Raw genomic sequence first — 19,716 nt, 5'->3', positions numbered from 1 at the left:
TGCACACTTTGTACTTTTCGAAAAAAAATCAGACCACCGTTAGTTCCGCAAGCGCGAGATGTTAATGCCCGGCATTCAATCATGGCTCAATCCTTGAGATGAGAAAGAAGGCTCAATTATCGGCACTCAAACAATGATTAACAGATACAGAACAGCGTCGAAAAGCAGTTCAGATGGCCTGCCAACCCAACTTAAATGACGCCCACACAACAGCGCCGCACTGGGTTTCAGGGCGGCGTAGGGCAATAACGGTATTGTTTACGGGGCGCAGCGCCCGTGCGGCGGCTCAACCCCGGTGCGGGTTAAGCCCTGTCAAATGGCGCATTTGCCTCATCAGCTCAGGCACCGGAGTATTCATTTGCGAATACTCCTACAGCTCAAACAGCTTCAACCTGCAACGCCACCCGTTCGCGGCAAGGGCATTCATCCATGTATCGGTGCGCTTCGACGAACTGACTGAACGGAAATACCGTGGTTTTCAGTGGGACAAGCACACCGTCGGCGGTCAGCTGGTTGATATCACGCAATGCACGCTGCAACGCCACCTGGTCCTGGATAATGCCCAGCTCCGGCTTGCCGGTGAAGTTGCCGATACAGTGCACAAAGAACTGAATGTTCTTTTGGAACGCCGCACAGGCCGGAAATGGCGTCTGGTTGCCACCTTGCAGGCCATACAGCACCAGGCTGCCACGCGGCGCCAGGACGTCACCGAGCAGCGACATCTGCGGGCCACCCAGGCCATCGAACACCACGTCAACGCCACGGTTGTCCGTGAACTTGTTGATCTGCATCAGCAGGTCCTGCTCTTCGGTAACGATGACCTTTTCCGCCCCGAGAGACAGCAGGTATTCGCGCTCAGCACTGTCTTTGGTGGCAGCAATCACCCGCACACCCAGGGCCTTGCCCAGCTGCACAAACGAAGGGCCGGCACAGTGGCTGGCGTCGGTCACCAGGGCAAACTGACCGGGTTTGACCCGCGCCAGGTCCATGTAGGCAAAGTACGCGATGAGCAACGGCGTGTAATGCACGCTGGCTTCAATCGGGCTCAAGACATCCGGGTACCGGGTCAGGGCCGAACGGGGCAAGACGATCTGCTCGCCATACACCGGGTAATCATTGGGGCTCTCGGCCGGAAAACTGGCCACTTTATCGCCCACCGCCAAGTCATCCACGCCGTCGCCGAGGGCAACCACAACCCCGGCCATCTCATGGCCCAGGCCAGAAGGCAGGCGTGCATGGGAAGACGCCAGGTTCTGGCGCCACAGAATGTCGTACCAACTGATGCCGATCGCGTCGACACGCACCTGCACTTCGCCCGGTGCGGGCTGCGCGGCCGCATGCTCTTCGCATTTGAGCACCTCGGCCGGACCAAACTTGTGAAAACGGATCGTGCGGGACATCGCAAACCTCGTCAAAGTAACCTCTAATGCCATGAACTTTATCTGGGCTTTGGGGGTAAGACCACCGGTCACCATTAATAGTCGACATGCCTGTCATTGATTCCGCGAGCGAGGAACACCCCTCAACTATCGTAGGAAAAATCAATTAGCCGGTGCAGAGTACCAGCCTTTCCCCGTAAGATTCATGCCGGTCATCCCTCTGAATCGAACCTCAGGGGTTGCTACATGACCGCTCACATCAAGTCTGCTGACTCTTCCAGGACACAAGATGAACCGTAACGACCTGCGTCGTGTCGACCTTAACCTCTTGATCGTATTCGAAACCTTGATGCATGAGCGCAGTGTGACCCGCGCCGCCGAGAAATTGTTCCTCGGCCAGCCGGCCATCAGCGCGGCGTTGTCACGCCTGCGCGGGTTGTTCGATGACCCCCTGTTCGTGCGCACCGGGCGCAGCATGGAACCCTCGGCCCGCGCCGTGGAAATCTTCGCCCTGCTCTCCCCGGCCCTGGACTCGATCTCCACCGCCGTCAGCCGCGCCGCCGAATTCGACCCGGCTACCAGCACCGCCGTGTTTCGCATTGGCCTTTCCGACGACGTGGAGTTCGCCTTGCTCCCACAGTTGCTCAAACGCCTGCGTTCCGAAGCCCCCGGCATTGTGCTGGTGGTACGCCGCGTCAATTACATCCTCATGCCCGGCCTGCTGGCCTCCGGTGAAATTTCCATTGGCGTCAGCTATACCGCCGACCTGCCCGCCAACGCCAAACGCAAGGTACTGCGCCGCAGCCTGCCCAAACTGCTGCGCGCTGACAGCGTACCGGGCTCGCTGAGCCTGGACGACTTCTGCTCACGGCCCCACGCGCTCGTGTCCTTTGCCGGTGACTTGAGCGGGTTTATCGATGAAGAGCTGGAAAAACTCGGCCGCAAGCGCCACGTTGTGCTCGCGGTGCCCCAATTCAACGGCCTGGGTACGTTGCTGGCGGGTACGGACATTCTGGCCACCGTGCCGGATTATGCGGCGGAAGCGCTGACCTCGGCGGGTGGTTTGCGTGCCGAGGACCCGCCGTTGCCAGTGCGCTCGTTTGAGCTGCATATGGCGTGGCGGGGGTCACAGGATAATGATCCGGGGGAACGGTGGTTGAGGTCGCGGATTCAGATGTTTTTTGGCGATCCTGAGAGTCTTTAGGTGTCGTCAGGCAGGCTGTTTGGCTGATCATTTCTGGCTTTTCATAGGCCATGGAGATCTATTCACTTCCAGACGATTGCTACATTGGGGGCACATCTAGAGGCATTCTTTGGATAGTTTGAAAAGGATGCCCCCAGGCTGAAGTCCAATAGCCACTTCTCGAAAAAGTCATACGCTGCAGCTCCCAAACCGCCGTCGAGCGCTATCCGATCACCTCAATTTGTAGACTTGAAGCGAGCTTCTGGCGCCTCTGAAATCCTGACAATTGCGTCCAGGAACGCAAACTACAGAGGTCTTTGGAAAATAATAACGCTATAAATTTTTGATCTGGCGGGTAGAGCGAGTGAATTCAATAAATGCCTTTAGCGGAGCAGGAGTATGTCGCCGGCCAGGGTAGTACAAGTGCAACCCTGGATAGTATGGACACCAGTCGGCTAAGACTTGTTTCAGTCTCCCATCTGCTAAATATTCAGTCACCATGCCTTCAAAGACATAAGCCAACCCCAGCCCATCTATGGCTGGTCCGAGCATAAGGCTGACGTCACCCAGAGTGAGTGGGCCGTTCACTTCGAGTTCCTGGGCGATTCCCCCCCGCTCGAATTCCCAGCGATAAATCGAGCCGCTGGGAAATCGATGGCGAATACAGGGAAGACGATGCAAATCCGCGGGTTTTTGCGGCGCAGCATGGCGTTCGAAAAGCGAAGGTGCCCCCACAACAATTGACCGCATATTGGGTCCAATAGCCAGAGAAACCATGTCTGCTTCTAGACGATTACCGAAGCGCACCCCAGCGTCAAACCCTCCAGCTACTACGTCTACAAACGCATCACTTTCGACAATCTCTACTCTGATATCCGGGTACTGCTGGAGAAACGGGCTAACAATTGGGAGCAGCACCAATTCGCAAGCTTGGCGTCCAGCGGTGATGCGCAAACTGCCAGAAGGCTTGTCACGAAAGCTATTGAGATCTTCAAGGGCATCATCGATATCTCGAAACGCAGGCCGCAAACGAATGTACAGCCGCTCCCCCGCCTCCGTAAGGGCGACGCTACGAGTCGTTCGATTGAATAAGCGCACGCCGAGACGACTTTCCAGTACTCGCAGCGAATGGCTCAATGCTGAGGGGGTAAGGCCAAGATCTATCGCCGCTCTACTCAGGTTTAGATGCTGAGCGATGCTCAAAAAGATCGATAAATCGGCGGGAGATGGAGATTTCATTTGTGAGCCGCTTTCACAGAGTTAAGTAAATTTCATGGTATTAACACATCAGTAATGCACATTTAAAGTTGCGTCAACTTATCAGCAAGGCCCGGCAATGCCGCACGGGCTACTGGCAGGAGGAGTTGATATGCGTACTTGGTTCATTACAGGCGCTTCTCGTGGTTTTGGCACACTCATCGCAGAACAAGCCCTGCGTGCTGGTGATGCAGTCATCGCTACCGCTCGCAAGCCTCAAGACATTACCAGTCGCTTGGGAAATCACCCGAATCTGTTGGCTGTACGCCTGGACGTAACCAGCGAAGAAGAAGCACATCAGGCTGTTGCCGAAGGTATCAAGCGATTTGGCCAGATCGATGTGGTCGTCAACAACGCCGGCTTTGGCGTGTTGGGCGCCGTTGAAGAAACCAGTGCTGAAGAGACGGAACGCCTGTTCGCCACAAACGTCTTCGGTGTGCTCAACGTGACGCGCGCTGTTCTGCCACACCTGCGTCGGCAACGTAGCGGGCACATCATCAATATTTCCTCGGTAGGCGGTTATCAGGCGTTTATTGGTTGGGGGGTGTACTGCTCCACCAAGTTTGCTGTGGAAGGCATTACCGAAGCACTGCATCAGGAATTGGCACCTCTGGGGATTCGAGTGTCGGTCGTTGAGCCCGGTTTCTTCCGCACCGACTTTCTTGATGAGCAGTCGTTGATCAAGACCGCGCTGCAGCTGTCTGACTACGATGAGACGGTCGGTAAAATGCGGCAGTTTGCTGAGGGCGCTAACCACGCACAGCCCGGTGATCCATTGAAGTTTGCAGAAGCCATGTTGACGCTGGTCAATGCGCCTAACCCTCCACAGCGTCTGGCGATGGGTAGTGACACGGTAGCCATCGTTGGCGAGAAGAATCGTTTGGTTGAAGCTGAGTTGCTCGAATGGAAAGAGCTTTCTATCTCGAGCGATTTCAAAGACTAAACACGCAATGACATAGAAACCGAGCTTGCTCGGTTTTTGCGTTGAGGGCTGCGAATGCAACTACCCACCCAATCGGGGTTTTGATGGAGGATTTATGAAGTACGTGAAACTTGGTAGCACAGGCCTTGATGTTTCCAGACTGTGCCTTGGATGCATGACCTTCGGTGATCCTGATGCTGGCATGCATCCCTGGACATTGGGTGAGGAAGCAAGCCGACCGATCATCAAGCACGCAGTGGAGCAAGGGATCAACTTTTTTGACACAGCAAACAGCTACTCCGCTGGAACGTCGGAAATCATCGTTGGCAAGCTCCTAAAGGAGTTCACGCGTCGAGAAGAAACCGTGATCGCCACGAAGATATTTTTCCCGGCAAACATGAGGGAATGGGAAGGCTCAGCAAAGCCAAACGAGAAAGGTCTCTCCCGTAAAGCAATCATGGCTTGCGTTGATGCGAGCCTGACCCGCTTGGGCACCGACTACATCGATCTGTACCAGGTTCATCGTTGTGACTACGACACGCCTATCGAAGAAACGATGGAAGCCCTGCATGACATCGTCAAAGCAGGCAAAGCGAGATACATCGGCGCCTCATCCATGTACGCCTGGCAGTTCGCCAAAGCACAGCAGGTCGCCGTGGCAAACGGATGGAGCAAGTTTGTGTCCATGCAGAACTATCTGAACCTGGTGTATCGAGAAGAGGAGCGGGAAATGATCCCACTCTGCCTTGATCAGGGTGTGGGTTTGATGCCATGGAGCCCAATGGCACGCGGCAGGCTGACCAGGCCATACGGCCAACAGACCGAGCGCACCAAAACCGATGTCTCAGGGCAGTCGTTTTACCAAGCTACGGAAGTCGAAGACGGCCGGGTGATTGACGTTGTTGAGCAGATTGCTGGGGGACGAGGCGTGCCTATGGCGCAAATTGCCTTGGCATGGGTGTTAGCCAAGCGTGGCGTCTCAGCACCTATCGTTGGCGCTTCTAAGGCAACCCAACTCGACGACGCAATCGCTGCGCTGGAGTTGGTATTGAGCGAAGAGGAAGTCAGGCGCCTTGAGGCCCCATATGTACCCCATGCGGTGACTGGATTCTCCTGATGCGGCAGTAAAAGAGATACCGGCAAACTTATGCCGGTATCAGCTTATCGCCGCTGATCGCCTCCTAATCTGGCACAACCTGCGACATGACTTTCTCGCCCGACCTCGATCAGATGTCCAATGGATCAGCAACGGCCAACACCCTGGGTTACAGACTTAAACCCTGGGTAGCGCTGACGCGCTACCTGGAAGACGAGGCCGTGCCCATCGACTACAACCCGGTGTAGAACCATATCAGGCCACGGTTACTTGGGCTCTCAAACCGGTGGTTTGCGGGGCCGCCCCGTGCAGATCGAAACTTGGGGCGCGCGTAGGAGACCCGCGGGTGCGTGCCTTGTCAAAGGATGACGTAAAGCCTCGAGATCCAACTCACTTGATAAGTAATGGCCGCGAGCACCAACACCATCTGGAGTTTCTTTGAAGTGATTGCTACTGCAACTATGCAAAGGAGGACGAACGCAATCTGTCGGATCAAGTACTCGCCCCCGAGTGAGAACAGATAGTCCTCGCCTTTGATTAATGTATCTCCAACATCTAGCAAAAACGCAAAGGCAAGTAGTCCGAAAAACCAGCGCTTGCGCTGCTCGAATTAGTCCTCGAATCCCTTGGATTCATACATTTAGTCGGGAAACAATAATGCCTTGAGCGCTGCAAACACCATCGCGTAGAGCTTTATCAGCCCCCGAATGATTTGCGAGGTTGTTTAGTCTTCCTCTTTCACGACCTGCTCCAGACGCTGTTTAGTCGATGGGGCAATCAAGATTGCCAGCCTTTCAGTATTCTTTTGCATTTGTGCCCACTCCTCCGGCGCCTACATTTCGTCACTTTGCCTAGGCTTTCTTGATTGTTGTGTATGCTGCCTCGCAAGCCAGTTCAGCTATTCTGGCTCGGTCATAGACCGCTGCCAGCTCTTCCGCTCTTTGTCAGACAGTTGGAACATTTCGGGAAGCACCATGGCGACGCGGGTGGGTATCTGCGATTCGCTTTTCCAGGCGAGGACTTGCGCTTAGAAGGGATATGTCAAACTGCAGGTACCCTGAGTAGATATATTTTCCAACGACTAGGTAAAAAAAGCGCCCCAAGGGGCGCTAAAGATTCATCTCTTTCCAAAGGAGCTCTACAGAAAAGCTTCAGAGATGAATGTTGCTCGATGTGTAGCTTGCAGACTTGGATGTTGTTATTCGCATTTAACCAGCTTTAAAAAGGTAGAACGGCGTATTTGTACAGCTAAGCGAACGATGAAAACTCTAAAGGTGTGATCACCATTCGATGGGCTCTTCGATTTCGACACGCCGCGGGGAATCGATATCGCTTAGTTCTGGGGTCATACAGGGTGCGGAACTACCTGCAACTGGTCTTTTTCATCGAAGTCCTCAGCAAGCAACTTTAACGTTTGCCAGAACTGCCGCTTTAACAAGAAATTAGCCCCTTGCACCCTCCTAAATGTCGGAATAACTATGCGTTCAGGCGAGACTACTGACACGAGATGATGCAGAGTGTCGCCAGTGATCCAGGGCATGTCACGAAGAAAGCTCGCCGCTGACAATGCATCCGCGTGCTCGATTGCCCGTATACCACTTAGCAGGCCCAGGCTCCTAGCCCGGGTAGAAACCATGCTGCGTATTACCCATACCCGAGGTGGCAATTCAGTTTCAGGGATCATTGCTTCTTACCCACCAATGACTTTCATGATCATGAGGTCGCCCGTGAAATGAGTCGGTTGTTTGTCCAGTAAAGCGTGCCTCGACAATTCGCGAATACGTGACAAGGCAAGATCGCGTGGAAGTTCAAGGGCATCACCCAAGTAATGGCTTTGGCTGGAGGAAAGGCATCCATGCAGCCACCCGCTCGAACTTAGGCGCACTCGGTTACAACTGCAGCAAAAAGGCGCGCTGGCGTTGGCGATCACGCCGAAGTGACCTCGCCCCGGTATATTGAAGCGCAATGCCGTGGCGCTGGGCGCACTCGGTACTGCGCTGAACGGACGGTGCTGACCGATAACCTCAAGAATCTCGGCCATGCCATAGAACTGCCGACGAAAAGTTTCATCATCGCGGGCCAGATGCCCCATGCGCATCAACTCGATGAAGCGCAATTCCACCCCCCGGGCCAGACAGTACTCAAGTAGAGGTAAGATCTGATCATGGTTGTGCCCACGAAGCGGCACCATGTTGATTTTTACCTGCAAACCAGCCTCCAGGGCCTGGTCAATGCCATCGAGTACTGTGGCCAGATCCCCACCCCGGGCGATGCGCTGGAAAGCCTCTGCATCCAGGGTGTCGAGCGAAATATTGATACGCTTGACGCCGGCCTCCAATAACAGAGGGAGCTTGCGCGACAGCAATTGACCATTGCTGGTCAGCGATACATCTTCGAAGCCCAGCCGCCCTACTGCCCCGAGGAAGCCATCGAACAAAGGGCTGATCAGCGGCTCGCCGCCGGTGATCCTCAGGCGCTCCAGTGGATTTACGGTTTTCAGGTATTCCACCGCCAGCAACAACTTGTCCAGCGACAAGCTATCGTTGCGAGCCTGAAGACGTTTGCCATCAGCCACGCAGTAGATGCACGCGTAATTACATGCGCTGGTCAGGCTCAGACGCAGGTTTCCCAGACGCCGCCCTTGCCCATCGACGATCGGTTCAGAGCGCATCGCGTGACCTTCCACGCTGGACTCGGATGATATCCGCCATCACCGCCAGTGCGATCTCGGCAGGCGTCTTGCTGCCCAAGGACAACCCTATCGGCATGTGCAGTCGAGCAATTTGCTTGTCGCTTAACCTCCCGATGCGGCGCAGTCGCTCCGCGCGCAGCTTAGAGGTTTGTAGCGAACCCATGACGCCGATGTAGAAGGCCGACGTGCCTACAGCCTCCATCATCGCCAAGTCGTCGATGCGCGGATCATGGGTCAGTGCCACTACGGCAGTGGCAGCATGGCATCCGCCGGCACTGATGAACATCGACGGCAAGATAGCTTTAACCTCTATGCCGGGTAGCTCGACACCTACTAGAGCTTCCTCCCGAGGGTCACAAAGGATGACTTCGAAACCAAGCGTGCGGGCGAACTCGGCGCACGCCACGGATACCGGCGACATACCTGCGATGATCAGGCGCGCAGCCGGACCGATCCGCAAATGCACGATTTCACTTTCGACCTGTTCAACTACCCGCGGGCCAAGGCCGTCGTCGACCTCGAAACGGGCATCGCCGCTGCTTAAGTTGACACAACGCAGCAGATGGCGCTGCCCGCGCAGTGTCGAACGCATGATCTCCAGCTGGTCCAGTGTCGCCGAGTCGGCCGGCAGACGCTCGATCAGCACTTTCAATATTCCACCGCAAGGCAGAGTGATTCGCGAATCCCGTGGTCCACCCTGGGCATCCCCGTAACGTACGACCTGAATACGATCCCCGAACTCACCCTCCTGCAAGCGCTCAAGGAAATCCTCCTCGACACAGCCACCCGACAGTGAGCCAACGTAGCGCCCATCGCTGCGGGCCACGAGCCAGGAACCTGGCCCTCGCGGAGAGGACCCAAAAGTGGCGAGAACTGTGCACAGCCAAACATCCTCGCCACTGCGGGTCCAGGTCAACGCTTGCTCAATAACCTGCAAGTCCAAATGCTGCATGGTCAAGCCGACAACTGAGCACTGATAGGCAAGCGCCGAATACGCTTGCCGGTCGCCGCAGCCAAGGCGTTCACCAGCGCCGGCGCGAGGGGCGCAACGGGCGGCTCACCGATACCGCTTGGCGGGCTTGCCGACGGCACTATATGTACCTCGACCTTAGGCATGTCATAGATGCGCAGCGGTTCGTTGTTATGGAAGTTGGATTGATCAATCTTACCGTCGGTCAAGGTAATCGCTTCGTGCATGGCCGCTGAGAGAGCGAAGCCAATGGAGCCCTCGACCTGAGCACGGATTACATCCGGGTTGACCGCAATGCCGCATTCCACCGAGCAGACCACACGGTCCACTTTGAATTTGCCGTCGCTTTGCACCGTAACCTCGACCACTTGCGCCACCACAGAGCCAAAGGCTTCATGCAGAGCCACTCCCCGGCCACGACGTTCACCCTGCTTGCCAGCTGCCAACGGCGCGTCCCAGGCAGCCTTTTGCGCCACCAACTTGAGCGTTTCGATGTGACGTGAATGCCCTTCGAGCATTGCCAGGCGCCAGGCCACTGGATCCTGTCCCGCCATCTGAGCGAGCTCGTCAAAAAAACACTCAGTGGAGAAAGCGTTATGGGAATGCCCCACTACCCGCCACCACTGTATGGGTACTGGGATATCGCTTGGGGTATGCAGATCAACACGCAGATTGGGGATTCGATAAGGAAGCGTCGACCCTCCCTCTACCGATGTGGAGTCGATGCCATCCTTGATAAACGCAGCGAAAGGTGATCCTGCGAACACGGATTGACCGACCAAACGGTGCTGCCAGGCGACCAGTTTGCCTTGCTCATCTAGCCCCGCAGTTAGACGATGATGGTACATCGGTCTGTAATGGCCGGCCTGCATGTCGTCTTCGCGCAACCACACCAGCTTTACCGGAGCTTTTCCACCGATAGCTTTGACGATATGGGCATTTTCCAAAACGTAATCAGCATCTTTACTAGCCCGCCGGCCGAAACTGCCACCGGCGTAAAGCGTGTGGACCCGAACCTGCTCCGGTTCCAGCCCGAACAGATCGGCCAACACCGTCTGCACATGTGACTGCATTTGCGCACCATGCCAAGTTTCGCAACCGTACTTAGTCAGGGCGACCACGCAGTTCATCGGCTCCATGGCCGAGTGGGCAAGAAAGGGAAAGTCGTACTCCGCTTCCAGCGTACGCGTTGCGCCCGCAAGGCCGGTATTAACATCACCATCGTTGCGAACAACCGTGCCCTGGGTTTTGGCTAACTCACGGTAGCGCTGGAACAATTGCTCCGAACTCTGCTTGAAGGCTCCACTCTCGTCCCACTGGATCGCTACAGCGTCACGGCCCTTCTTCGCGCTCCAGGTGTCTTTAGCCACAACTGCGACGCCGCTGGGGATCTGCACCACATGTACCACTCCAGGGATGGCAAGCGCCGCCTTGGCATCAAAAGACTTCACCTTGGCGCCAATGCGCGGTGGATGAGCAACCACAGCCGTAAGCATGCCGGGCAAGTGAATGTCCTGGGTGTAGATCGCCTTGCCATTGACCTTGTCAGCCGAATCTTTACGCGCCAGATGCTGCCGACCAATCAGTTTGAATGCACTAGGATCTTTGAGCTTGACCTCGGCCGGGACCGGCTGATCGGCGGCGAGCTGGGCAAGTTGGCCGAATGTTGCCTGCTTACCCGACGCAGCATGCCGCAGCACGCCATCTACCACTTCGACTTCTTGCGCCGGCACTTTCCACAGCCAAGCCGCGGCCGATACCAGCATGGCGCGAGCGGTAGCTCCGGTCATGCGCAGTTGTTCCCAAGAGTTGGCGATGGAGCTGCTGCCACCGGTACCTTGAATACCCAATAGCGAATTCTTGTAGCGCGATTCTGCTGGGGCGCTTTCAACACGAACTTGCGCCCAGTCTGCATCCAGCTCCTCAGCGACCAGAGTGGCCAGACCAGTGTAAGCGCCTTGTCCCATCTCCAAATGTTTGGAGATGACGGTGACGACATTATCCTCGCCGATGCGCAAGAAAGCGCTGGGTTCGAACTCGCCCTCCTTCTTGCCTGCGCGCGCGGCGCCGTCAGCCAGCGACCAAGGCATATAAACGGCCAAAGTGAGGCCTGCTGTACCTTTGAGGAAGCGGCGACGACTTTCGTTCTCGATAGACCGGATCATATTCATTACCTCGTTGCTCAAGCCAGCGACTTGGCAGCATCATGGATGGCCGCGCGAATGCGTACATAGGTTGCGCAGCGACAGACGTTGCCACCCATTGTTCGATCGATGTCGGTATCTGAAGGTGAGCGATTGGTTTGCAGCAAAGCCACAGCACTCATAATCTGACCTGACTGGCAGTAACCACACTGCACCACGTCTAGCCGTTGCCAGGCCTCCTGAACTATCTTACCCGTCGGGGTTTCGCCGACACCTTCAATCGTGACGATCTTGGCCTCGACTGCTGCCGAGACAGTTGTAACGCAAGAGCGGACGGGCTGGCCATTAAGGTGAACGGTGCACGCCCCGCACAGGGACATACCGCAGCCGAACTTGGTACCGGTAAGCTGCAAACTATCGCGCAGCACCCACAGCAGAGGCGTATCGGGGGCAACGTCGACACGCAGGTCCTTGTTATTGATATTAAGCGTGATCATGAAATCCTCCGACCCGTAGGTGTTTAAATGGCTGACGCCAGGTCAGCTTTGCGAAGCGTTTGCCCGAAGGCTGTTTAAAGGACGAGCGCCACGCGCTCGCAGATTGCTCGCCAAGAACTGTTTGCAAGCACATCAATATGTTCATCATTCGGGGCAAGGCTGGCCTGCAGCACCCCACACGGTCATGTCCTGCACGTGCGTCTCGAAACTGCCTGGCGGTGTAGAACGCCCTGGCCCGGGTACCCAGGCCCAGGGAATAAAGCCCTTTATTTTTGCGTCATGATGCAGGTGCTCAACCAGGCCCGCGGCATCACGGCCCCCATTGCGCTTGGGGTCGCGCAACTGGGTACAAATCTCCGCGCCGGTCTTTGCAAACCACTCGAACGCCACTGGGGCGAGTTGCCAGGGAAGGCCCACATGCGGCGGCATGTTGGGAGCAACGTTTGGTGTATCCGAACTTGCGTGACAAGCAACGCAAGACACCGTTTCAGCGCCTATTCGCGAGTCACCCGCGTGGATATTCATGCCGTGTGGGCGGGTCTTGTTCTCACCGGAGATGGTCCACATTGGAATATTGTCGGGGCCGACGTGACAGTTGGCGCAGCGCGGGTGAGTCACCACGGCTTCAATCCTCTGCCAAGCCTTTAACCCCTCGGCTTTACTGACACTGCCTGCCGGAGGCATTGAACTGCCTGCGCTGTCAGCCAATGCCGTGCCCGAAATGGGCAATGCCAGTAATAATGCGATCAGTCCTATTTTCATTATAAAGGTCCTTCAGGCGAACTCACGGTGTTGGACAGACGGCTTGGTGGATGCTTTCTCCAGAACATGCCAGGTTATTCAGGCGGCATCTTTGCGCCGCTCACGATTGATCCGGTGACAGCCAATGGATAACCAACAGCGCGATTTCTGATGGTGCAGTCACCACTTTGTTGTCCACGCAGATGCTTCAGATTAGGTGAGCCGCGTCTCGACCGCTTGCACAAAAGTTATGTTTACTTGCCTGATTAATCGGATTCGGCAATTAGGGACGCGGGAGGCGAATAATCTTGCGATGCTGGACTGCCAGGCAACACCGGTCGGGCATGGCTTGCATCTAGTGGACTGCACTACAACCAAGACCAAGTTGCCTGATTCTTAGAATTTTTTACCTAAAAGACGGAAATTTCAGGGGGGCTGCAACTTCCAGTGGCGCCTACTGCTACCATTTTCCGTTTAGTTAGCTAAGGAAATTACCAAATGCACGGCGATCAGGGATCTAAAACCGCAAATGTCCCTCAGGCAGCAGAGTTGTCCGCCGCGATTCAGCGCTTTGCCAGCACTGACGGTGATTTCACTACAGCGCTTCCCGCGCTGACGATGCATCGCCGTCATGGCGTTAGCGAGCCGATGCCTTGCATCTATAACCTGGGAATTGGCGTCATTACCCAGGGCTATAAGCAAATCATGGTCGGCGACAAGGTACACAATTACGGGCCTGGCCAATTGATGCTGTCGACTTTCGATATGCCAGTGACTGCCCATGTCACGCGGGCGTCTCGCAGCGAACCACTGCTGGGTATGATGCTGAAGTTGGACATTCGCCAGATTGCGCAAGTGGCCTATGAGATGGAGCTGCCGTCTTCGCCCGAGACCGCCTATGAGCCGATCTCTGTCCACAAGCTGGAGCCTGCTTTATTCGATGCGTTTTTGCGACTAGTACGGCTACTGGACGAGCCGCCATTGGTAAGCTCACTTGCACCACTGCTTCAGCAAGAAATCATCGTCCGTTTGTTAGTTGGCCCCCAAGGATCCCAACTTCGCCACATAATTGCCGATGGCACGCCGCGCCAGCGAATGGCCCAAACCCTTTCCTGGCTTAGAAAGAATTTCAAACAAGCTTTGAATCTGGATGACCTGGCCGCTCACGCGCACATGACTCCATCAACGTTCCGTCAGCACTTTCGCGATATCACCGGTATGAGTCCTCTGCAGTTCCAAAAGCAAATGCGCCTGCAAGAGGCTAGGCAATTGATGTTGAACCAGGCTTTCGACGCAGGCGAAGCCAGTAACCTTGTCGGCTACGAAAGCGCCTCGCAATTCAGCCGGGAATATAAGCGATTCTTTGGCTCGCCCCCTTCGCGTGATATTCGGCGCATGCGTCTCGACGCGGACGTGTCTGAATAGACGACTCCTTGGGCCAACCTGTCGGTGACGTCACCCACGGGAAACAAAAAAGCCCATGCGGATCACGTAGATCCATAACTTTTCAAACCACCTTTGATACATGGCGCTTGCCAACGAGGGATCACGCATGAGCACATCGGCGTCTGTTACTAAGGCTCTTCACCATCACCTACGACGGATGTCCGGCCGTGACCCGCACGAGACACACCGCGTAGCTTCGTCTCTCGAGTTATTGTTCGACCTGACCTTCGCGACCTGCTTCGCGTTTGCTGCTACCCAACTCGCACATGCATTAGCAGCAGGCCACTACTCCACTGCGTTGATCGGGTTCGGATTCGCGAGCTTTTGCATTTGTTGGGCTTGGACCAATTTCTCCTGGTTCGCATCAGCCTACGATACTGACGATTGGGTTTTTCGCCTTACCACAATGGTGCAGATGGCTGGAGTCCTCGTGCTTGCGATCGGATTGCCACGGCTGTTCTCCTCAATAGAGGAGGGTCACCAGCTGGATGCTTCAGTTATGGTACTGGGCTACGTGATCATGCGCGTTGCGATGATATTTCAGTGGTTGCGAGCAGCGAAACAAGACCCTTCAAGGCGCCGCGCCTGCATCACTTACGCTGTCTCGATCGCGGTTGCGCAACTTGGCTGGATCGCACTTTTCATTTTTCCTCTTTCGATAGACGCCACCATCACACTGTTTTTTTTGTGGTTTCTGGTCGAGTTTGCAGGTCCGATATTGGCGGAGCGCAGGGACCGCGGCACGCCGTGGCACGCGGAGCACATTGCAGAACGCTATAGCTTGTTCGCAATTATTGCCCTGGGCGAAGGGTTGGTGGGGACGGTCGCAGCCCTGTCTGCGGAGATGGAGCATGTGGGATGGACGGCTGAAACGGCACTGGCCTGCGTTGCAGGTGTCGGAATCACCTTTGGAATGTGGTGGGTCTACTCAATTCTGCCATCGGCTAATGTGCTGCACGCTTATCGCTCCCGCGCTTTCGTATGGAGCTATGGACAGATACTGATCATTGCCTCGATTGTTGCAACGGGTGCGGGACTGGACGTCGCGGCGAACTTTATCGAGAACAAAGCCCACATTGGAGTGCTACCGGCTCTGCTCGCCACAGCTATTCCGCTTGCGATCTTTCTTGGGTTGATTTACGCGCTTCATTATTTTCTAGTGCGCCACTTTGACCTACTGCACGTATGGCTCTTGCTGGCGACCGTTGTGGTCATCGCAATTGCAATCGGCGCAGCTATGTTGGGCATGAGCATCGTAGTGTGCCTGGTCGTGCTCATGTTTGCGCCTATCATCACAGTAGTCGGTTACGAGGTTCTAGGGCATCGTCATCAGGGAGAAATGCTCAGTGCCCATTGAACGATTAGCGGAGGCCGCGTAAGTCGGCGTTATCTTTCGACTCCTTGCCTCGATAGCTTGGGCCTGGAGGCAACGATCCCCGCGGGAGAAAAACACTGAATACCAGCCAATGCCATACTGGAGTCCTTCGGAAACCGCCCTTCGCGTTCATTCGCGTATTCGGTGCGAATGGGGGCAAAAGTGGGGGCAAAAACAAACTCGTTCGACCTGGAAACACCGTCCTAGAGCCAAGTCAAAATGTTTTTTGGCGAACCGGATAGCCTATAAACAGCCCTTGCAGGCCGAATAGCGCCTATCGCCTTGGCCAAGGCGCTTAGTCGATCCTTCTCATGCTGCAGTGTCAGTGTGGCATGCGCGCGCGTGATCAGTTGGTCCGCCTGCCTAAGGCACGCCGTTTTGAACAGAACAGGGTTTATTTCGGCAAGGCTGATAAGGGCTTTCAACAGGCGAGCATCCACTTCGAACACACCTGCACCGTCTCTGCTGATCGGGGCGAAGAAATCCTCAAACAGATCATCGACGTTCAGCCCTCGAACAAATACCTGCTCACACTGCGGATCTGTCTGCCGGCCAGACCCGCCGGGCTTACCCCAGCATGCCAACGTTCTCACTCCCCGGCCAATCACATCAATAGCGGTACCTGGATCGTTGACGGCAGGTGACAACGCGCGCGAAGCGATTTCAGAGAGGACGCAGAGCCCGAAACGGGGATCGTGTTCGAATGTGCGACGGTTACCGATGGTCAGCGTAGACAGGATCTTTTCCCTGGTGGCCTGTGTGCCATCGTCTTGCCTGGTGCCCAGGCTGACAACGTGCAACAGCGGCATGCCTTCGTGTACGAAGGTTCCCGGCACCACCTCCAGGTAAATATGCGTGCAGTCGTGCTGCGCGATAGCGCCCAAGGCCAACACGTCGATATGTTGCACATAGCCCGTCTGCCCACTTTCGATGGTCATTGCGCCGGGGGCCAGAGCGTGATCGGCCGGGTAGGCTGCAGCGCCAAGGCAGGGCCATTGGGCGCGTTGGCTGATGGCCGCCATGGCCGCTTTTTCGACGCGGTCGATGGTTTCTCCTACCCTGCCGAGCTTGGACAAATGGTCGATCCACCGCAGCAGGGTGTAGACCACCAGTACAACCACGGCGATGGTCACCGCGAACAGCAGCACGCGACCCTGCGCGCCGTAGGCGCCGGTGCTCAGGGCAATGATGCCTACCAGGCTGAAAAGAAATGAGCCAATAAACGTAGCGAGGGCGTTTTGCGTCGTAGTGTCTTCCATCACCAAAGTGGTGGCTCGCGGGGTCACACCACTACTTGCGGCACCGTACGCGGTGACCATCGTGCTCAACGAAAAGGTCGTGACGGCCAGCATGCTGGACGCAATGATGCCCAGAATCTTGTCCACCGCATCTGCACCGATGCGCGTGGGCAGGGACTCGGGAACGAAATCTTTGAACACAACGGCAAGCAGTGCCGTAGCGACCCCTAGAAGCGAGAACAAGGAGGCTCTAAACCACAATCGCTTGGTGAGACGATGGGTTGCCCAGCGCAAACGGTCGATCATGTGGTGCCCTCGGTGACAGCGTCGATTTGAACGGAGTGTACATGGCTGTCGATACTGGCTAAGTTGAATTAATCTTGGCCATCTCAAAAATGGAACACTGCCCATGTTCGACCTCAACGAACTCTTCCTCTACGCCAAGGTGGTCGAGCACGGCGGCTTTGCGGCGGCGGGCCGTGCGCTGAACCTGCCCAAATCGACCTTGAGCCGCAGAGTCAGCCAGCTTGAAGCCAGGCTGGGGGCGCGGCTGATACAGCGTTCGACGCGCCAGTTCCAGGTCACCGATATCGGCCAGGCCTATTACCGCCATTGCGTGGCGATGATTGCCGAAGCCGAGTCGGCCGAAGATGTGATTGCCTTCAATAAATCAGAGCCGCGGGGCGTGATCCGCTTGAGTTGCACCACTGCGCTGCTCAACTACTGGGTGGCACCGATGCTCGCCCAATTCATGGCCCAATGCGCCAGCGTCGAACTGAACGTGAAAAGCTTCAACCGCAAGGTCGACATCATCAGCGAAGGCTATGACATGGCCTTGAACCTGTGTTTCCCACCGCTGGAAAGCAGTGAGCTGGTCATGAAGGTACTGGCGAAAAGCCCTCAGGTACTGGTGGCGAGCGCGACTTTTCTGCAGGACGCTCCCCTGCCCTCGCTACCGGCTGACCTTGCCGGGATGGCGACGATCCATTGGGGCAACCCGTTGCTTCAGTACGTGTGGGACTTGAACGCGCCGGACGGCGCGACGGCCCAGATCGCGCACACGCCACGCCTGGTCAGCGATGATATGTCGACCCTGAAGAACGCAGCATTGGCGGGCGTGGGCATCGCCAACCTGCCGCAGGTAGTCGTGAAAGACGAACTGGCCGATGGCCGTTTGATTGCCGTATTGCCTGAATGGCAACCCGCTGAAGGCGTGATCACCGCCGTGTTCCCCTCCAGGCGTGGGCTGATGCCGTCGGTGCGGTCCTTGATCGACTTTCTGGGCGATGCATTTGAGGCGCCGTGATGCTCCCACGGGTTGTTGGGAAAGTTCCTTGCACCCTCAGCAACAGTCTTTTGTCATCAATCACATTGATAGCTCCCTAACAAACCCCCCATGCTAGAGGGCTGACTCCACGCTTATATCATTCCGAATGATAGTTACCTTTGCTTCATTCGATTCGTGACCTAGCACCTCCCCGCGCATGATCCGCCCATCTCAAATACATTGGCGGATGCACCTCATGGAACAGTCACTCAAACTTTTGCGCTTCCCCTTGGCGATCTTGGCCGTGGTGGTGATGAGCGCGTGCGGCAAGTCTCCCGAACAAGCGGCCGCCATGCCCCCAGCCAAGGTCAGCGTGGCCAAGGTGTTGGAACAGCCGGTCAACGAGTGGGACGAGTTCACCGGGCGCCTTGAAGCGCCGGAAACCGTGCAGATTCGTCCGCGGGTGTCCGGCCAGATTGACCAAGTCGCTTTTACTGAAGGCGCTTTGGTCAAGAAAGGCGACCTGCTGTTCCAGATCGACCCGCGCCCGTTCCAGGCCGAAGTGCGCCGCCTGGAGGCTCAACTGGCTCAGACCAAAGCCGCCGCCACCCGCAGCGAAAACGAAGCGCAACGTGGCGAACGCCTGCGTCAGAGCAACGCGATCTCCGCCGAACTGGCCGACTCGCGCACCACCGCCGCCCAGGAAGCCCGTGCCGCGATGGCCGGGATCCAGGCGCAGTTGGACCTGGCCAAGCTGAACCTGAGTTTCACCCGCGTGACCTCGCCCATCAGTGGCCGCGTCAGCCGTGCCGAAATCACCGCCGGCAACCTGGTGACCGCCGATACCACTGCGCTCACCAGCGTGGTCTCCACCGACAAGGTCTATGCCTACTTCGATGCCGATGAGCGCGTATTCCTCAAGTACACCGAACTGGCCCGTGAAGGCCGGCGTGGCGCAACCACCCCTGTGTACCTGGGCCTGTCCAACGAAACCGGCAACCCGCACCTGGGCCAGATGAACTTTGTCGACAACCAGGTCAACCCATCCACCGGCACCATCCGCGGCCGTGCGGTGTTCGACAACAGCAAGGGCGAATACACCCCTGGCCTGTATGCGCGCTTGAAGCTGGTCGGCAGCGGCACCTATTCGGCGGTGTTGATCAACGACGAAGCCGTCGGCACCGACCTGGGCAAGAAATTCGTACTGGTGATGGACGGCGACAAGCCAGCTTATCGCGCGGTGGAACTGGGGCCGAAAATCGAAGGTTTGCGCATCGTGCGCAGCGGCCTGACCAAGGACGATACCGTGATCGTCAAGGGCCTGCAGCGTGTACGCCCAGGCTCGCCGGTCGCACCGGAAACCATCCCGATGGCCAGCAAGGAAACCCTCGCCGCCTTGGCCCAACAACGACAAGCGCTTGAAGCCAGCAACCTGGAGCAAGTGGCGCCGGAAAAACCCGCGCCCAAGCTCGCAAGCGTCGCGACTCCACGCGGTTAAGGGATACGACT

16 protein-coding genes and 1 pseudogene are annotated in these 19,716 nt (G+C 56.5%); 8 read left to right on the top strand and 9 right to left on the bottom strand.

From position 1 onward, the window contains the following. Window positions 1-377: 377 nt before the first annotated feature. Window positions 378-1,400: a zinc-dependent alcohol dehydrogenase family protein gene (locus CLM72_RS13500; RefSeq protein ID WP_105226783.1), complete on the bottom strand. Its 1,023-nt coding sequence runs from the start codon at window positions 1,398-1,400 to the stop codon at window positions 378-380. A gap of 268 nt (window positions 1,401-1,668) precedes the next feature. On the opposite strand from CLM72_RS13500, the gene CLM72_RS13495 reads away from it, so the two are divergent. Next, window positions 1,669-2,583 (top strand): LysR substrate-binding domain-containing protein, encoded by a 915-nt coding sequence (locus CLM72_RS13495; protein WP_034127379.1) that lies wholly within the window; start codon window positions 1,669-1,671, stop codon window positions 2,581-2,583. A 312-nt stretch (window positions 2,584-2,895) separates the two neighbouring features. On the opposite strand, the gene CLM72_RS13490 is transcribed toward CLM72_RS13495, so the two are convergent. Next, entirely contained in the window at window positions 2,896-3,801 is a 906-nt protein-coding gene (locus CLM72_RS13490) for a LysR family transcriptional regulator (protein ID WP_105226782.1), read from the bottom strand. Window positions 3,802-3,931: 130 nt separating this feature from the next. On the opposite strand from CLM72_RS13490, the gene CLM72_RS13485 reads away from it, so the two are divergent. The 3 genes and pseudogenes from CLM72_RS13485 to CLM72_RS29260 form a co-directional block, all read left to right on the top strand. Continuing rightward, window positions 3,932-4,762 (top strand): oxidoreductase, encoded by an 831-nt coding sequence (locus tag CLM72_RS13485; RefSeq protein ID WP_105226781.1) that lies wholly within the window; start codon window positions 3,932-3,934, stop codon window positions 4,760-4,762. Between the two features lie 94 nt (window positions 4,763-4,856). Then, window positions 4,857-5,858, top strand: coding sequence for an aldo/keto reductase (locus tag CLM72_RS13480; protein WP_105226780.1), 1,002 nt, complete (start codon window positions 4,857-4,859; stop codon window positions 5,856-5,858). Between the two features lie 107 nt (window positions 5,859-5,965). Next, a pseudogene (locus CLM72_RS29260) lies at window positions 5,966-6,154 on the top strand (transposase); the annotation flags it as partial. Window positions 6,155-7,182: 1,028 nt separating this feature from the next. On the opposite strand, the gene CLM72_RS29595 reads toward CLM72_RS29260, so the two are convergent. The 6 genes from CLM72_RS29595 to CLM72_RS13445 form a co-directional block, all read right to left on the bottom strand. Next, a complete protein-coding gene (locus CLM72_RS29595) occupies window positions 7,183-7,473 on the bottom strand; it encodes an NTP transferase domain-containing protein (protein WP_371920473.1) in 291 nt (96 codons plus the stop codon). Window positions 7,474-7,527: 54 nt separating this feature from the next. Further along, complete coding sequence (locus CLM72_RS13465) at window positions 7,528-8,508, bottom strand: GTP 3',8-cyclase MoaA (protein ID WP_105226777.1); 981 nt, start codon at window positions 8,506-8,508, stop codon at window positions 7,528-7,530. Beyond that, window positions 8,498-9,481: an XdhC family protein gene (locus tag CLM72_RS13460; protein WP_105226776.1), complete on the bottom strand. Its 984-nt coding sequence runs from the start codon at window positions 9,479-9,481 to the stop codon at window positions 8,498-8,500. The genes CLM72_RS13465 and CLM72_RS13460 overlap by 11 nt, the downstream gene beginning before the upstream one ends. Window positions 9,482-9,483: 2 nt before the next feature. Then, a complete protein-coding gene (locus CLM72_RS13455) occupies window positions 9,484-11,664 on the bottom strand; it encodes a xanthine dehydrogenase family protein molybdopterin-binding subunit (RefSeq protein WP_105229135.1) in 2,181 nt (726 codons plus the stop codon). 17 nt (window positions 11,665-11,681) lie between these two features. Next, window positions 11,682-12,140, bottom strand: a complete 459-nt coding sequence (locus CLM72_RS13450) for a (2Fe-2S)-binding protein (RefSeq protein ID WP_105226775.1) — start codon at window positions 12,138-12,140, stop codon at window positions 11,682-11,684. Between the two features lie 144 nt (window positions 12,141-12,284). Continuing rightward, entirely contained in the window at window positions 12,285-12,902 is a 618-nt protein-coding gene (locus CLM72_RS13445; protein WP_105226774.1) for a hypothetical protein, read from the bottom strand. Between the two features lie 477 nt (window positions 12,903-13,379). Here CLM72_RS13445 and CLM72_RS13440 point away from each other — a divergent pair, with 477 nt between their 5' ends. Then, entirely contained in the window at window positions 13,380-14,306 is a 927-nt protein-coding gene (locus tag CLM72_RS13440; RefSeq protein WP_105226773.1) for an AraC family transcriptional regulator, read from the top strand. A gap of 100 nt (window positions 14,307-14,406) precedes the next feature. Next, window positions 14,407-15,684, top strand: coding sequence for a low temperature requirement protein A (locus tag CLM72_RS13435; protein ID WP_308706294.1), 1,278 nt, complete (start codon window positions 14,407-14,409; stop codon window positions 15,682-15,684). Between the two features lie 221 nt (window positions 15,685-15,905). On the opposite strand, the gene CLM72_RS13430 is transcribed toward CLM72_RS13435, so the two are convergent. After that, window positions 15,906-17,246, bottom strand: a complete 1,341-nt coding sequence (locus tag CLM72_RS13430) for a DUF2254 domain-containing protein (protein ID WP_105226771.1) — start codon at window positions 17,244-17,246, stop codon at window positions 15,906-15,908. A gap of 103 nt (window positions 17,247-17,349) precedes the next feature. On the opposite strand from CLM72_RS13430, the gene CLM72_RS13425 reads away from it, so the two are divergent. Both CLM72_RS13425 and mexE read left to right on the top strand, forming a co-directional pair. Beyond that, on the top strand, window positions 17,350-18,246 hold the full coding sequence (locus CLM72_RS13425; protein ID WP_105226770.1) for a LysR substrate-binding domain-containing protein: 897 nt from the start codon (window positions 17,350-17,352) through the stop codon (window positions 18,244-18,246). Between the two features lie 217 nt (window positions 18,247-18,463). After that, window positions 18,464-19,705 (top strand): multidrug efflux RND transporter periplasmic adaptor subunit MexE, encoded by a 1,242-nt coding sequence (gene mexE / locus CLM72_RS13420; protein ID WP_105229134.1) that lies wholly within the window; start codon window positions 18,464-18,466, stop codon window positions 19,703-19,705. The last annotated feature ends 11 nt before the right edge of the window (window positions 19,706-19,716 follow it).

It is taken from the genome of Pseudomonas sp. MYb193, assembly GCF_002966775.1.
In the GTDB taxonomy this organism is placed as follows: domain Bacteria; phylum Pseudomonadota; class Gammaproteobacteria; order Pseudomonadales; family Pseudomonadaceae; genus Aquipseudomonas; species Aquipseudomonas paracarnis.
Note: the sequence above shows the minus strand (reverse complement) of the source record. Positions and strands in the feature narration are given on the sequence as shown.